The sequence below is a fragment of the Enterobacter sp. CRENT-193 genome, assembly GCF_002787395.1.
Classification (GTDB): Bacteria; Pseudomonadota; Gammaproteobacteria; order Enterobacterales; family Enterobacteriaceae; genus Enterobacter; species Enterobacter hormaechei_C.
Map to the genome: position 1 here is coordinate 799773 of NZ_CP024812.1, position 13206 is coordinate 812978.

Consider the following 13206-nt stretch of genomic DNA (forward strand, 5'->3'; position numbering starts at 1 on the left):
CACCCCGGCCCTCTCCCCAAAGGGGCGAGGGAGAAAAACACCGCACCGAACAATCCCCTCTCCCCTGTGGGGAGAGGGTTAGGGTGAGGGGTATAAATCCGTTACTTCTGCTTCACCGGGCGTTTCCAGCCCTGCTTGCTGACCTGCGGAACGCGGCTTAACACCAGCTCGTTCTCGGCCACATCGCGCGTAACGGTTGTCCCGGCGGCAATGGTCACGCCTTTGCCCACGGTAACAGGCGCCACCAGCTGGGTATCGGAGCCTACAAACACGTCATCACCAATGATGGTTTTAAACTTATTGGCGCCGTCATAGTTACAGGTAATCGTCCCTGCACCAATGTTTACGTTGTCGCCAATTTCCGCATCGCCCAGATAGGTCAGATGACCCGCTTTAGAGCCCTTACCCAGACGCGCTTTTTTCATTTCCACGAAGTTACCTACGTGAGCACCTTCCAGCAGCTCAGCGCCCGGGCGCAGACGCGCAAATGGGCCAATCGTACAGGCCGCCTCAAGATGGGCATCTTCCACCACGCTGTACGGGCTGATTTCGCAGTCGTCACCGATCGCGCTGTTTTTAATCACACAGCCGGTGCCGATTTTGACGCGGTTGCCCAGCGTGACGTTACCTTCCAGGATAACGTTAGTATCTATTTCAACGTCGCGCCCGTGGGTCAGCGTGCCACGCAGATCGAAACGCGCCGGATCGCGCAGCATAACGCCCGCGAGCAACAGCTTTTCTGCCTGCTCGGACTGGTAAATACGCTCAAGACGGGAAAGCTGGAGACGGTTGTTTACCCCGTCCGTTTCGCTGATACGCGCCGGATGAACGGCAGCAATCTCACGCCCTTCCTGGTAAGCCATCGCAATGATGTCGGTGATGTAGTATTCACCCTGCGCGTTGTTATTGTTGAGTCTGGACAGCCAGCGCTTCATATCCGCACCGTTCGCAATCAGGATGCCGGTGTTGATCTCCTGAATCTGGCGCTGTTCGTCAGTGGCATCTTTATGCTCAACAATCCCCGTCACGTTGCCGTTTTCACGCGTAATGCGGCCATAGCCGGTTGGATCGTCCAGCACGACGGTCAACAAACCGATGCCACCCTGCGGTTTGGCTTCACGCAGGCGGGTGAGGGTTTCAACGGAGATCAGCGGGACGTCGCCGTAGAGCATCAGGATATCTTCATCATCAGCGAAGAAGGGTGCAGCCTGCTGCATTGCATGACCCGTACCCAGCTGTTCTGCCTGAAGCACCCAGTTGAGATTGTCGTCACGCAGCGTTTTTTTCAGCAGATTGCCGCCATGTCCATAAACCAGATGCACCTGGCTGGCGCCTAATTCATTCGCTGCATCAATAACATGCTGAACCATTGGCTTTCCTGCCAGCGTGTGGAGCACCTTAGGCAGATCGGAATACATGCGGGTACCTTTGCCTGCGGCAAGGATCACCACGCTCATCGCACTGTTTAACATACGCATCCTGACGGTAGTTTGTGTGAGAAGTAAAAACGTTTGATGCTTAAAATTCTACATCTTTTTCATCATGAATTAAGGCCGAAAAAAAAAGCCAGCCTGGGATCCAGACTGGCTTTTGTGCTTTTCAAGCCGGTGTTACATCGCTTTTTTGGTCAACTCGATAACGCGCAGTTTCGCGATCGCTTTGGCCAGCTCCGCAGACGCCTGAGCGTAATCCACGTCACCATGAGAGCTGTTAATGTGCTCTTCAGCCTTACGCTTCGATTCCAGGGCTCGCGCTTCGTCGAGATCCTGGCCACGAATAGCGGTATCGGCCAGAACGGTCACACTGCCTGGCTGCACTTCAAGAATGCCGCCGGACAGATAGATAAACTCTTCATGACCGAACTGTTTAACGATGCGGATCATACCAGGCTTAATGGCGGTGAGCAGCGGTGCGTGACCCGGGAAAATACCCAGTTCACCTTCACTACCCGTTACCTGGATTTTCTCGACCAGACCAGAGAACATTTGTTGCTCTGCGCTGACGACGTCCAGGTGGTAAGTCATTGCCATATCACCCTCCGATTAAGGCGTTAAAGTTTTTTGGCTTTTTCCACGGCTTCTTCGATGGAACCAACCATGTAGAACGCCTGCTCTGGCAGGTGATCGTATTCGCCTTCCATGATGCCTTTAAAGCCACGGATGGTGTCTTTCAGGGAAACGTATTTACCTGGAGAACCGGTGAATACTTCCGCAACGAAGAACGGCTGAGACAGGAAGCGCTGGATCTTACGCGCACGTGCTACCACCAGTTTGTCTTCTTCAGACAGTTCATCCATACCCAGGATGGCGATGATGTCTTTCAGTTCCTGATAACGTTGCAGCAGGGACTGTACGCCACGCGCGGTGTCGTAGTGCTCCTGGCCAACAACCAGTGGATCCAGCTGACGGCTGGTGGAGTCCAGCGGGTCAACGGCCGGGTAGATACCCAGAGACGCGATCTGACGGCTCAGTACCACGGTTGCATCTAAGTGAGCAAAGGTGGTGGCTGGAGATGGGTCAGTCAAGTCATCCGCAGGTACGTATACCGCCTGAACGGAGGTGATAGAACCAGTTTTGGTAGAGGTGATACGTTCCTGAAGAACACCCATCTCTTCCGCAAGCGTAGGCTGATAACCTACCGCTGAAGGCATACGACCCAGCAGTGCAGATACTTCAGTACCGGCCAGGGTGTAACGGTAGATGTTATCAACGAACAGCAGAACGTCACGGCCTTCGTCACGGAACTTCTCAGCCATCGTCAGGCCAGTCAGCGCAACGCGCAGACGGTTTCCTGGTGGCTCGTTCATCTGGCCGTAAACCAGGGAAACTTTGTCCAGAACGTTGGAGTCGGTCATTTCATGGTAGAAGTCGTTACCCTCACGAGTACGTTCACCAACACCCGCAAACACGGAGTAACCGGAGTGCTCGATCGCGATGTTACGGATCAGCTCCATCATGTTTACGGTTTTACCTACACCCGCACCACCGAACAGACCAACTTTACCGCCCTTCGCGAACGGGCACATCAGGTCGATAACTTTGATGCCGGTTTCCAGCAGTTCCTGAGAGCTGGACAGCTCTTCGTAGGAAGGTGCCGCGCGGTGGATAGCCCAACGCTCTTCTTCACCGATGTCGCCTTTCATGTCGATTGGTTGACCCAATACGTTCATGATACGACCCAGTGTTGCTTTACCTACCGGGACTTCGATCGGGTGCTCAAGGTCTTTTACTTCCAGACCACGACGCAGACCGTCGGAAGAACCCATGGCGATGGTACGCACGATACCGCCGCCGAGCTGCTGCTGAACTTCCAGCACCAGGCTCTCGTTACCATTCTGTACCTCAAGCGCGTCGTACACGCGTGGTACGGCGTCCTGAGGGAACTCGACGTCCACCACGGCGCCGATTACCTGGACAATCTTTCCAGTAGCCATCTTGAATCCTCTACGTAATTCGTAAACCTGGTTAAACCGCGGCGGCCCCCGAGACGATCTCGGTGAGTTCCTGAGTAATGCTGGCCTGACGAGCTTTGTTGTAAACCAACTGCAGCTCTTTAATCAGGCTGCCGCCATTATCGGTCGCGGCTTTCATCGCCACCATTCGTGCGGCCTGCTCGCTGGCCAGGTTTTCTACAACGCCCTGATAAACCTGAGATTCAACGTAACGACGCAGCAGGGTATCCAGCAGCGGTTTCGGATCGGGTTCATACAGGTAATCCCAGGCTTTCTGTTTCAGCTCGTCATCTTCTGATGCCGGTAACGGCAGCATCTGAGTGAGCGTAGGCACCTGAGACATGGTGTTAATAAATTTGTTGCTGACAACGTACAGTCTGTCCAGACGGCCTTCATCGTAGGCCTGCAACATCACTTTAACCGGGCCGATCAGTTCGGACAGGGACGGGTTATCACCCATACCGGTCACCTGAGCGACAATGTTGCCACCAACGGAGTTAAAGAAAGAGACGCCTTTAGAGCCAATCAGTGCCAGATCGCACTGAACGCCTTTATCGGACCAGCCTTTCATATCCGCCAGCAGTTTTTTGAACAGGTTAATGTTCAAGCCGCCACACAGACCACGGTCAGTCGACACCACCAGGTAGCCCACGCGCTTAACGTCGCGTTCTTCCAGGTAAGGGTGCTTATATTCCAGATTACCGTTTGCAAGGTGACCAATCACTTTGCGCATGGTCTCTGCATAAGGACGGCTGGCCGCCATGCGATCCTGCGATTTACGCATTTTGGAAGCGGCGACCATCTCCATCGCTTTAGTGATCTTTTGCGTGTTCTGGACGCTTGCGATCTTACTACGTATCTCTTTTGCGCCGGCCATGAGCTTCTCCTCAATGCCAGACGGCTTGTCCTGAGACAAGCCGCCGGACGATTACCAGGATTGGGTTGCTTTGAAGGAATCGAGGATAGCTTTCAGCTTGCCTTCGATTTCGTCGTTATAGCCACCGGTCTGGTTGATCTCTTGCATCAGCGGAGCGTGATCACGGTCGACGTAAGCCAGCAGAGCGGCTTCGAAGCTACCGATTTTCGCCAGTTCCACATCTTCGAGGTAACCGCGTTCAGCCGCGAACAGTACCAGGCCCTGCTGAGCAACAGACATTGGCGCGTACTGTTTCTGCTTCAGCAGCTCGGTCACTTTCTGACCGTGGCTCAGCTGTTTACGGGTTGCTTCGTCCAGATCGGATGCGAACTGAGAGAACGCAGCCAGTTCACGATACTGTGCCAGCGCGGTACGGATACCACCGGACAGTTTCTTGATGATCTTGGTCTGAGCAGCACCACCCACACGGGATACGGAGATACCCGGGTTAACCGCCGGACGAATACCGGAGTTAAACAGGTTGGTTTCCAGGAAGATCTGACCATCGGTAATGGAGATTACGTTGGTCGGAACGAACGCAGAAACGTCACCCGCCTGGGTTTCAATGATCGGCAGAGCGGTCAGAGAACCTGTTTTACCCTTCACTTCACCTTTGGTGAAGTTCTCGACGTATTCCGCGTTAACGCGGGAAGCACGCTCCAGCAGACGAGAGTGGAGGTAGAATACGTCGCCTGGGAATGCTTCACGTCCTGGTGGACGACGGAGCAGCAGGGAAACCTGACGATAAGCAACAGCCTGTTTAGACAGGTCATCGTATACGATCAGCGCATCTTCACCGCGGTCACGGAAGTATTCGCCCATTGCGCAACCGGCGTATGGTGCCAGGTATTGCAGTGCAGCAGATTCAGACGCGGTTGCTACCACAACGATGGTGTTAGACAGTGCGCCGTGCTCTTCCAGTTTACGAACCACGTTGGAAATGGTGGACGCTTTCTGGCCGATAGCCACGTACACACATTTGATGCCGGAGTCACGCTGGTTGATGATGGCGTCGATTGCCATCGCGGTTTTACCGGTCTGACGGTCACCGATGATCAGTTCACGCTGACCACGACCGATTGGGATCATGGCATCAACGGACTTATAACCCGTCTGTACTGGCTGATCAACTGACTGACGGTCGATAACGCCTGGTGCGATAACTTCGATTGGGGAGAAGCCATCGTGCTCAACCGGACCTTTACCGTCGATTGGCGCACCCAGGGTGTTAACAACGCGACCCAGCAGGCCACGGCCAACCGGCACTTCCAGAATACGGCCAGTACACTTAACCTTCATGCCTTCGGCGAGGTCAGCGTATGGACCCATCACAACGGCACCTACGGAGTCGCGCTCCAGGTTCAGTGCGATAGCGTAACGGTTACCCGGCAGGGAAATCATCTCACCCTGCATACAATCGGCCAGGCCGTGGATGCGGATAACACCGTCACTTACAGAAACAATAGTACCTTCGTTGTGAGCTTCACTCACAACATTGAACTGAGCAATGCGCTGCTTGATCAGTTCGCTGATTTCGGTGGAATTCAGTTGCATGCTCCAGTCCCCTTAAGACTGCAAGACGTCTGCAAGGCGCTCAAGACGGCCGCGTACGCTGCCATCAATGACCATATCACCCGAGCGGATGATTACGCCTGCCATTACAGACTTATCGATTTTGCAATTCAGCTTAACTTTGCGTGACAGACGTTTTTCCATCGCGGCGGTGATTTTCGCAAGCTGTTCGTCACTCAGTTCAGTCGCGGAAGTTACTTCAACTTCAGCGGTAGCTTCACTAAGGGCACGTAAGTGCTCAAACTGCTCGAGAACATCCGGGAGCACACGGAGACGACCATTTTCCGCCATCACCTTAATCAGGTTCTGGCCGTTGGCATCCAGTTGCTCTCCGCACACGGCGATAAACGACGCGGCGAGGGTTTCAGGCGCTAACGCACCAGAAAGCAACTCGGCCATTTGTTCGTTTTTCGTCACCTCAGCGGCAAACGCCAGCATATTCTGCCAGCGATCGACATTTTGGTGTTCGACAGCAAAGTCAAAAGCTGCTTTGGCGTAGGGGCGAGCTACCGTAACAAATTCAGACATCAGCCCCTCCCTCCTTACAGTTCAGCGACAAGTTTGTCCACGATGTCGCTGTTAGCAGCTTCATCCACGGAACGTTCGATGATCTTCTCGGCGCCAGCAACAGCCAGAATCGCAACCTGCTTACGCAGTTCTTCACGAGCACGTTTACGCTCAGCTTCAATTTCAGCCTGAGCCTGTGTCACGATCTTAGTACGTTCCTGTTCTGCTTCAGCTTTGGCTTCGTCCAGGATCTGAGAACGGCGTTTGTTAGCCTGTTCAATGATTACCTGAGCTTCAGCTTTCGCTTTTTTCAGCTGGTCTGTCGCGTTGGCCTGTGCAAGGTCCAAATCTTTCTTAGCGCGTTCTGCGGAAGCCAGACCGTCAGCAATTTCTTTCTGACGTTTTTCGATGGCAGCCATTAAAGGCGGCCATACATACTTCATGCAGAACCAGACAAAGAGAATAAACGCGATGGCCTGGCCGAGGATTGTTGCGTTCATGTTCACAGCACAATACCTCTTAAATTTCTGTGGCTTGGGGTTTTAAAACAACTACTACGCGACAGCAAACATCACGTACAGACCCAGACCTACAGCGATCATTGGGATTGCATCCACCAGACCCATAACGATAAAGAACTGAGTACGCAGCAGAGGAATCAGATCAGGTTGACGCGCTGCGCCTTCCAGGAATTTGCCCCCGAGGATGCCGATACCGATCGCAGCACCGATAGCCGCCAGACCCATCATCACAGCGGCAGCCATGTACAGCAGATCCATATTCAGGTTTTCCATGACAGTCTCCAGTTTGTTTCAATTAAAACGTAGTAGTGTTGGTAAAAAATCAGTGCTCTTCAGACGCCATCGACAGATAGACGATCGTCAGAACCATGAAGATAAAGGCTTGCAGCGTAATGATCAGGATGTGGAAAATGGCCCATGGCACATTCAGAATCCACTGTGACCACCACGGCAGAAGACCCGCGATCAGAATGAAAATCAGCTCACCCGCATACATGTTGCCGAACAGTCGCAGACCCAGTGAAACAGGTTTGGACAGCAGGCTAACGCCTTCCAGAATCAGGTTGACCGGAATAAACGCCCAGTGGTTGAACGGCTGCAAGGTAAGCTCTTTCACAAAGCCGCTTACGCCTTTCATTTTGATGCTGTAGAACAGAATGAGGATAAATACGCCCAGCGCCATCGACAGGGTGATGTTCACGTCGGCAGACGGAACCACGCGCAGTGCAGGCAGGCCGAGTACGTGCTCACCGATCCAAGGTAAGAAATCGATAGGCAGGAGGTCCATCAGGTTCATCAGGAAGACCCAAACGAACACGGTCAGGGCCAGCGGAGCAATCAGTTTGCTCTTACCATGGTACATGTCTTTCACGCTGCCATGGACGAAGCCGATGATCATCTCGATGAACGTCTGGAATTTCCCTGGAACACCGCTGGTCGCCTTTTTAGCAACGCTACGGAACATGGCCAGGAACAGAAGACCCAAAACCACCGAGAAGAACATGGAGTCGATGTTGATCGTCCAGAAGGTGGCCGGGGGGTTATGTGGATCCACCAGCGAGAATGTACGCAGGTCCAGCTGAAGGTTATTCAGATGGTGACCTATGTAATCCTGCGGCGTCATATTTTCTGAAGCCATGATGCCTTTTACCCTTTGTTATTGATTACAGCTGGAGCCAGAACTTGTACCACCAGCACCAAAACCCACGTTGCTATCAGCGGCATGAATACCACTTTCAAAACCGCCAGCGCCATCACCAGTAGAGCAAAGGTCAGCAACACCTTACACACTTCGCCGAGAGCGAAGGACCAGGCCACGCGGCCTTTGGCAGGTGTATGCGCCTGATGACGCCAGGCAAAAATCATAAACAACACGTTTGGCAGAACCACCGCCAAACCTCCGCACGCGGCGGAGATGCCCCAGAAGGGGTCTTTGAGGCTAAACAGCAGTCCACTTGCTATCACAGCCAGAAACTGAATGAACAGAAGCTTACGAGCAACGTTTCTACTCAAGAGCGACACAGACATCACGTTTTTACTCCTGCTCCCTTCGAGGTATGCCGCGTGTCGTATAAAACGTCCTTTAAGGCTCAGAGTCAAGCATCAAAAAGCGGTCAAATTATACGGTGCGTACCCGTGATTTCAAACATTAAGTAGCGAAAAGGTGAATAAATGTTTAAATATTTTTCCCCAGTCCTATTTTTCAACTTTTGACCCAAGCGTTGACCTTCAGGCAAAACTGCAAACAGCGCGGAAACGTTGGTGATAAAGCGTGCACGAGATCACAAAATACACATTTGCGATAAAATGGTATTTATCAAAGACGTAAAACGATTAATTTCATCTGCATGAAATTAAAGCAAAAAAACCGCAACTATTTTTAAAACAGAGCCGTATACAACAAAAACCTTTTATTGACATTCTTAATAAATATTTAACATTCCATTCTTGTTGCTTTTACCCACTTTTAGCAGACTTATAATTTCATGGTTGACTATCCTCTGAGTGAACGAATCACGTCAGGTTAACCATAAGAAAATCCATGGTAACAACAAGGTTAAATTAACGACGACCAAATCAGACTGAATGTGCTGCTTTTTAACACGATCAGAACAGCACAAATTCCACATTTTTTATTAATTTTTTAAAAAGTGTTTGGCTTAATTATCACCAGATGACGCTCACCTTCGAGCTGAGGGATCTGGAGTTTCTCAATGGATTCGACAACAAAACCGTCCGGAAGCTGCTCGATTTCGTCCCCCGGAAGTTGCCCTTTCAGCGCATAAAAACGCCCCTTCTCCGCTGGCAGGTGTTTGCACCAGCTCACCATGTCATTGAGTGAGGCAAACGCGCGGCTGATAACACCGTCAAACGGTGGCTCTGCCGGGAACTCCTCTACCCTGCTCTGTACGGGCGTAATGTTTTCCAGCTTCAGCTCATGCTGAACCTGGCGTAAAAAGCGTACGCGCTTGCCCAGGCTGTCCAGCAGCGTGAAATGACTCTCCGGTCGAACAATAGACAACGGAACGCCCGGCAAGCCCGGACCGGTGCCCACATCGATAAAACGTTCACCGTTCAGATACGGCGCCACGACGATGCTATCGAGAATATGGCGAATCAGCATCTCGTTGGGATCGCGTACGGAGGTGAGGTTGTACGCTTTATTCCATTTGTTCAGCATATCGACATAGGCCACCAGCTGATTTTTCTGGTGATCGGTGAGCGAAATACCTGCCTGTTCCAGCAGACGAGAGAGTTTATTGAGCACGGTGGATACCTGTTGAGAAACTTAAGTGGCGGGTGGCGCTTCGCTAACCCGCCCTACGGGTTCAGTAGGCCCGGTAAGCGCAGCGCCACCGGGCTATTTACAGAGCATTACGCGCTACGGCGCAGCATGCCCTGCTTTTTCAGCCACACCAGCAGAATCGAAATCGCGGCAGGTGTGACGCCAGAGATACGTGAGGCCTGGCCAATCGATACAGGTTTGTGATCGTTCAGCTTAGCGATCACTTCGTTGGAAAGGCCCGTCACCTGACGGTAGTCCAGCATTTCCGGCAGCAGCGTGTTTTCGTTGCGCTGCTGTTTTTCGATCTCATCCTGCTGACGCGCGATGTAGCCTTCGTACTTCACCTGAATTTCGACCTGCTCGGCCGCTTCAGCGTCTTCAAGGCCCGGTGCGAACGCCGTCAGTTTGACCAGATTCTCGTAGGTGACTTCAGGACGGCGCAGCAGATCTTCCCCACTGGCTTCGCGCGACAGCGGTGCTGTTAAGTGAGCATTCACTTCAGCAGCAGTTTCCGCCTGCGGATTCACCCAGGTGGTTTTCAGGCGCTGACGTTCCTGTTCAATGTGTTCCAGCTTCTCGTTGAAGCGCGCCCAGCGCTCGTCATCCACCAGACCCAGCTCGCGGCCCACCTCGGTCAGACGCAGATCGGCATTGTCTTCGCGCAGCATCAGGCGATATTCCGCACGAGAAGTAAACATGCGGTACGGTTCTTTGGTCCCCAGCGTGCAGAGATCGTCGACCAGAACGCCCAGGTAAGCCTGAGAACGCGCCGGTGCCCAGCCCTCTTTCTCGGCAGAGAAGCGAGCGGCGTTCAGACCGGCCAGCAGCCCTTGCGCGGCAGCTTCTTCGTACCCGGTGGTGCCGTTAATCTGGCCTGCGAAGAACAGACCCTGGATGAATTTGCTTTCCAGCGTCGGCTTCAGGTCACGCGGATCGAAGAAATCGTACTCAATAGCGTAGCCAGGACGAACGATCTTCGCGTTTTCCATGCCCTGCATTGAACGCACAATCTGCATCTGCACGTCGAACGGCAGGCTGGTGGAGATGCCGTTCGGGTAAATTTCGTTAGATGTCAGCCCTTCCGGTTCGAGGAAGATCTGGTGCTGATTACGATCGGCAAAGCGCATCACTTTGTCTTCGATAGACGGGCAATAACGCGGGCCGATCCCTTCGATCACACCAGCATACATTGGGCTGCGATCGAGATTATTGCGGATCACGTCATGGGTTTTTTCATTGGTGTGCGTGATGTAGCACGGCACCTGCTGCGGATGTTGCGCCGCATTGCCCATGAACGAGAACACCGGCATCGGGTTATCGCCGTGCTGCTGTGCCAGCACGCTGAAATCAATGGTGCGCGCATCAATACGCGGCGGCGTGCCGGTTTTCAGGCGGCTTACGCGCAGCGGCAGCTCACGCAGACGACGAGATAACGGAATTGACGGCGGATCGCCAGCACGACCACCGCTGTAATTGTCCAGACCAATATGGATTTTACCGTCCAGGAATGTCCCGACCGTCAGCACCACCGCTTTTGCGCGGAATTTGAGACCCATTTGGGTCACGGCGCCAACAACACGATCGTTCTCCACGATAAGATCTTCTACCGCCTGCTGGAAGATCATCAGGTTCGGTTGGTTTTCCAGCGCGGTGCGCACAGCCTGACGGTAAAGCACACGGTCTGCCTGTGCACGGGTGGCGCGAACAGCCGGACCTTTACTCGCGTTTAGTATCCTAAACTGAATACCCGCATGATCGATCGCTTTCGCCATCAGGCCGCCAAGTGCATCCACTTCTTTTACCAGGTGTCCTTTCCCAATGCCGCCAATCGCCGGATTACAGGACATTTGTCCCAGCGTGTCGATATTGTGTGTCAAAAGCAGGGTCTGCTGACCCATTCGCGCTGCGGCCATTGCGGCCTCAGTGCCTGCGTGACCCCCGCCAATGATGATGACGTCAAAAGGATCCTGATAAAACATGGTGGTCTGCCTCGCGTAAAGCGGTATGAAAATGGATTGAAGCCCGGGCCGTGGATTCTACTCAACTTTAGTCTTTCGAGAAAGCATTGGGATCCTGGGCTATTAAAAAGAAGATCTTTTTATTTAGAGATCTGTTCTATTGTGATCTCTTATTAGGATCGCAGACCTTTGTGGATAAGTCCGATCCCATAAATAAGATCATGCAGTTAGGAAGGATCGTTTGCTGTGAATGATCGGTGATCCTGGACCGTATAAGCTGGGATCAGATCGCCACTTTATACACAGGTCAAAAACTAAACCAACGTTGTTATTTGGATAACTACGGCTTAATACGAGCTTTTAACCAGAGTTATCCACATCTGTTCGCACGATCTTTAATCGTTTTTGAGTAAATTTTTCCATTCCGCGAGCCAGATCTCGGCTGGATCTTCGGGAATATCATGATCGAGGATGTTGATCTTCAGCGTTTCACCCAGCTGTTTTGCTCCGCAGGCGGTCACCGCAGCTTCTACTTTCTCTATGGCGCCACAGAAAGTGTCATATTCACGGCTGCCGATCCCCACAGCGCCAAACCGGACGTTTGACAGATCGGGCTGTTGTTCCAGCAGTTCGTCATATAAAGGTTGCAGGTTATCTGGCAGATCGCCCGCGCCGTGCGTGGAGGTGATCAGCAGCCAGACCCCGTCAGTCGGGAGATCTTCCAGCAGCGGTCCGTGCAGCGTTTGTGTAGAAAAGCCCGCGTCTTCCAGCTTCTCAGCCAGATGTTCCGCTACATATTCCGCACCGCCCAGGGTGCTGCCGCTGATAAGAGTAATGTCCGCCATTGATCGCTCGCTCAGATAAAGAGGCGGCCATTGTACGCTGTGAACGAGCTGGGATCTACCTGTGGAAAATGTGGGAATGAAATTTCCCGATCACGGGCGGATAGTACGCATGATCGGGTTTTGCAGGGAGATCAGGGTTTCAGTGGACTGAATTTCATCGATTGTTTGGATCTTGTTGATAAGTACCTGCTGGAGGGCGTCAATGGATCGGCACATGACCTTTATAAAGATGCTGTAGTGCCCGGTGGTGTAGTACGCCTCAGTGACTTCATCCAGCGCGTTCAGTTTCTCCAGCGCGGAGGGGTAATCTTTGGCGCTTTTCAGAATAATGCCAATGAAGCAGCAGACGTCGTAGCCGAGTTGCTTCGGGCTGACATCAATGCGTGCGCCGGTGATGATCCCGGCCTGCTTCATTTTCTCTACGCGAACGTGAATGGTCCCCGGGCTGACGCCAAATTGTTTAGCCAGTTCGGCATACGCGGTGCGTGCGTTGGCCATGAGCGCTTCCAGAATGCCGCGGTCCAGATTGTCGATCTGATAATTTTCCATAGGTTTTTCTTATGAAGATTAATGATTCCTTCTATTCTAGCGTCTTATTTTAACGAATCAAAAGTGAAGGAGGCTTTTTGTTGATGGGTTATTGAATTAAGC

At 52.6% G+C, this 13206-nt stretch carries 14 protein-coding genes; all 14 read right to left on the reverse strand.

Annotated elements, in window-relative coordinates:
* Positions 1 to 101: 101 nt before the first annotated feature.
* Positions 102 to 1472 carry a bifunctional UDP-N-acetylglucosamine diphosphorylase/glucosamine-1-phosphate N-acetyltransferase GlmU gene (glmU, locus tag CU081_RS03995; protein ID WP_022652099.1) on the reverse strand — a complete coding sequence of 457 codons (1371 nt, stop codon included), beginning with the start codon at positions 1470 to 1472 and terminating at the stop codon, positions 102 to 104.
* 138 nt (positions 1473 to 1610) lie between these two features.
* The gene (locus CU081_RS04000) at positions 1611 to 2030 is read right to left on the reverse strand and encodes a F0F1 ATP synthase subunit epsilon (protein ID WP_003862360.1); all 420 of its coding nucleotides are present in this window, start codon (positions 2028 to 2030) and stop codon (positions 1611 to 1613) included.
* A gap of 20 nt (positions 2031 to 2050) precedes the next feature.
* A complete protein-coding gene (atpD, locus tag CU081_RS04005) occupies positions 2051 to 3433 on the reverse strand; it encodes a F0F1 ATP synthase subunit beta (protein WP_003862362.1) in 1383 nt (460 codons plus the stop codon).
* 31 nt (positions 3434 to 3464) lie between these two features.
* Positions 3465 to 4328 carry a F0F1 ATP synthase subunit gamma gene (gene atpG, locus CU081_RS04010; protein WP_003862364.1) on the reverse strand — a complete coding sequence of 288 codons (864 nt, stop codon included), beginning with the start codon at positions 4326 to 4328 and terminating at the stop codon, positions 3465 to 3467.
* A 51-nt stretch (positions 4329 to 4379) separates the two neighbouring features.
* The gene (gene atpA / locus CU081_RS04015; RefSeq protein ID WP_003862367.1) at positions 4380 to 5921 is read right to left on the reverse strand and encodes a F0F1 ATP synthase subunit alpha; all 1542 of its coding nucleotides are present in this window, start codon (positions 5919 to 5921) and stop codon (positions 4380 to 4382) included.
* 12 nt (positions 5922 to 5933) lie between these two features.
* On the reverse strand, positions 5934 to 6467 hold the full coding sequence (atpH, locus tag CU081_RS04020; RefSeq protein ID WP_003862369.1) for a F0F1 ATP synthase subunit delta: 534 nt from the start codon (positions 6465 to 6467) through the stop codon (positions 5934 to 5936).
* A 14-nt stretch (positions 6468 to 6481) separates the two neighbouring features.
* On the reverse strand, positions 6482 to 6952 hold the full coding sequence (gene atpF, locus CU081_RS04025; protein ID WP_003862370.1) for a F0F1 ATP synthase subunit B: 471 nt from the start codon (positions 6950 to 6952) through the stop codon (positions 6482 to 6484).
* A gap of 48 nt (positions 6953 to 7000) precedes the next feature.
* The gene (gene atpE / locus CU081_RS04030; protein ID WP_000429386.1) at positions 7001 to 7240 is read right to left on the reverse strand and encodes a F0F1 ATP synthase subunit C; all 240 of its coding nucleotides are present in this window, start codon (positions 7238 to 7240) and stop codon (positions 7001 to 7003) included.
* A gap of 49 nt (positions 7241 to 7289) precedes the next feature.
* Positions 7290 to 8105, reverse strand: a complete 816-nt coding sequence (gene atpB, locus CU081_RS04035) for a F0F1 ATP synthase subunit A (RefSeq protein WP_003862373.1) — start codon at positions 8103 to 8105, stop codon at positions 7290 to 7292.
* A gap of 8 nt (positions 8106 to 8113) precedes the next feature.
* Positions 8114 to 8494, reverse strand: coding sequence for a F0F1 ATP synthase subunit I (atpI, locus tag CU081_RS04040; protein WP_003862375.1), 381 nt, complete (start codon positions 8492 to 8494; stop codon positions 8114 to 8116).
* 616 nt (positions 8495 to 9110) lie between these two features.
* On the reverse strand, positions 9111 to 9734 hold the full coding sequence (rsmG, locus tag CU081_RS04045; protein WP_003862377.1) for a 16S rRNA (guanine(527)-N(7))-methyltransferase RsmG: 624 nt from the start codon (positions 9732 to 9734) through the stop codon (positions 9111 to 9113).
* A gap of 107 nt (positions 9735 to 9841) precedes the next feature.
* A complete protein-coding gene (gene mnmG / locus CU081_RS04050; RefSeq protein WP_022652098.1) occupies positions 9842 to 11731 on the reverse strand; it encodes a tRNA uridine-5-carboxymethylaminomethyl(34) synthesis enzyme MnmG in 1890 nt (629 codons plus the stop codon).
* 374 nt (positions 11732 to 12105) lie between these two features.
* On the reverse strand, positions 12106 to 12555 hold the full coding sequence (gene mioC, locus CU081_RS04060; protein ID WP_003862381.1) for an FMN-binding protein MioC: 450 nt from the start codon (positions 12553 to 12555) through the stop codon (positions 12106 to 12108).
* 90 nt (positions 12556 to 12645) lie between these two features.
* Complete coding sequence (asnC, locus tag CU081_RS04065) at positions 12646 to 13104, reverse strand: transcriptional regulator AsnC (RefSeq protein WP_003862383.1); 459 nt, start codon at positions 13102 to 13104, stop codon at positions 12646 to 12648.
* Positions 13105 to 13206 lie beyond the last annotated feature (102 nt).

What these genes read in the sequence shown, in the direction of transcription:
- glmU (WP_022652099.1), bottom strand. Translation starts at nt 1,472, where the DNA reads ATGTTAAACAGTGCGATGAGCGTGGTGATCCTTGCCGCAGGCAAAGGT.
- CU081_RS04000 (WP_003862360.1), bottom strand. Translation starts at nt 2,030, where the DNA reads ATGGCAATGACTTACCACCTGGACGTCGTCAGCGCAGAGCAACAAATG.
- atpD (WP_003862362.1), bottom strand. Translation starts at nt 3,433, where the DNA reads ATGGCTACTGGAAAGATTGTCCAGGTAATCGGCGCCGTGGTGGACGTC.
- atpG (WP_003862364.1), bottom strand. Translation starts at nt 4,328, where the DNA reads ATGGCCGGCGCAAAAGAGATACGTAGTAAGATCGCAAGCGTCCAGAAC.
- atpA (WP_003862367.1), bottom strand. Translation starts at nt 5,921, where the DNA reads ATGCAACTGAATTCCACCGAAATCAGCGAACTGATCAAGCAGCGCATT.
- atpH (WP_003862369.1), bottom strand. Translation starts at nt 6,467, where the DNA reads ATGTCTGAATTTGTTACGGTAGCTCGCCCCTACGCCAAAGCAGCTTTT.
- atpE (WP_000429386.1), bottom strand. Translation starts at nt 7,240, where the DNA reads ATGGAAAACCTGAATATGGATCTGCTGTACATGGCTGCCGCTGTGATG.
- atpB (WP_003862373.1), bottom strand. Translation starts at nt 8,105, where the DNA reads ATGGCTTCAGAAAATATGACGCCGCAGGATTACATAGGTCACCATCTG.
- atpI (WP_003862375.1), bottom strand. Translation starts at nt 8,494, where the DNA reads ATGTCTGTGTCGCTCTTGAGTAGAAACGTTGCTCGTAAGCTTCTGTTC.
- mnmG (WP_022652098.1), bottom strand. Translation starts at nt 11,731, where the DNA reads ATGTTTTATCAGGATCCTTTTGACGTCATCATCATTGGCGGGGGTCAC.
- mioC (WP_003862381.1), bottom strand. Translation starts at nt 12,555, where the DNA reads ATGGCGGACATTACTCTTATCAGCGGCAGCACCCTGGGCGGTGCGGAA.
- asnC (WP_003862383.1), bottom strand. Translation starts at nt 13,104, where the DNA reads ATGGAAAATTATCAGATCGACAATCTGGACCGCGGCATTCTGGAAGCG.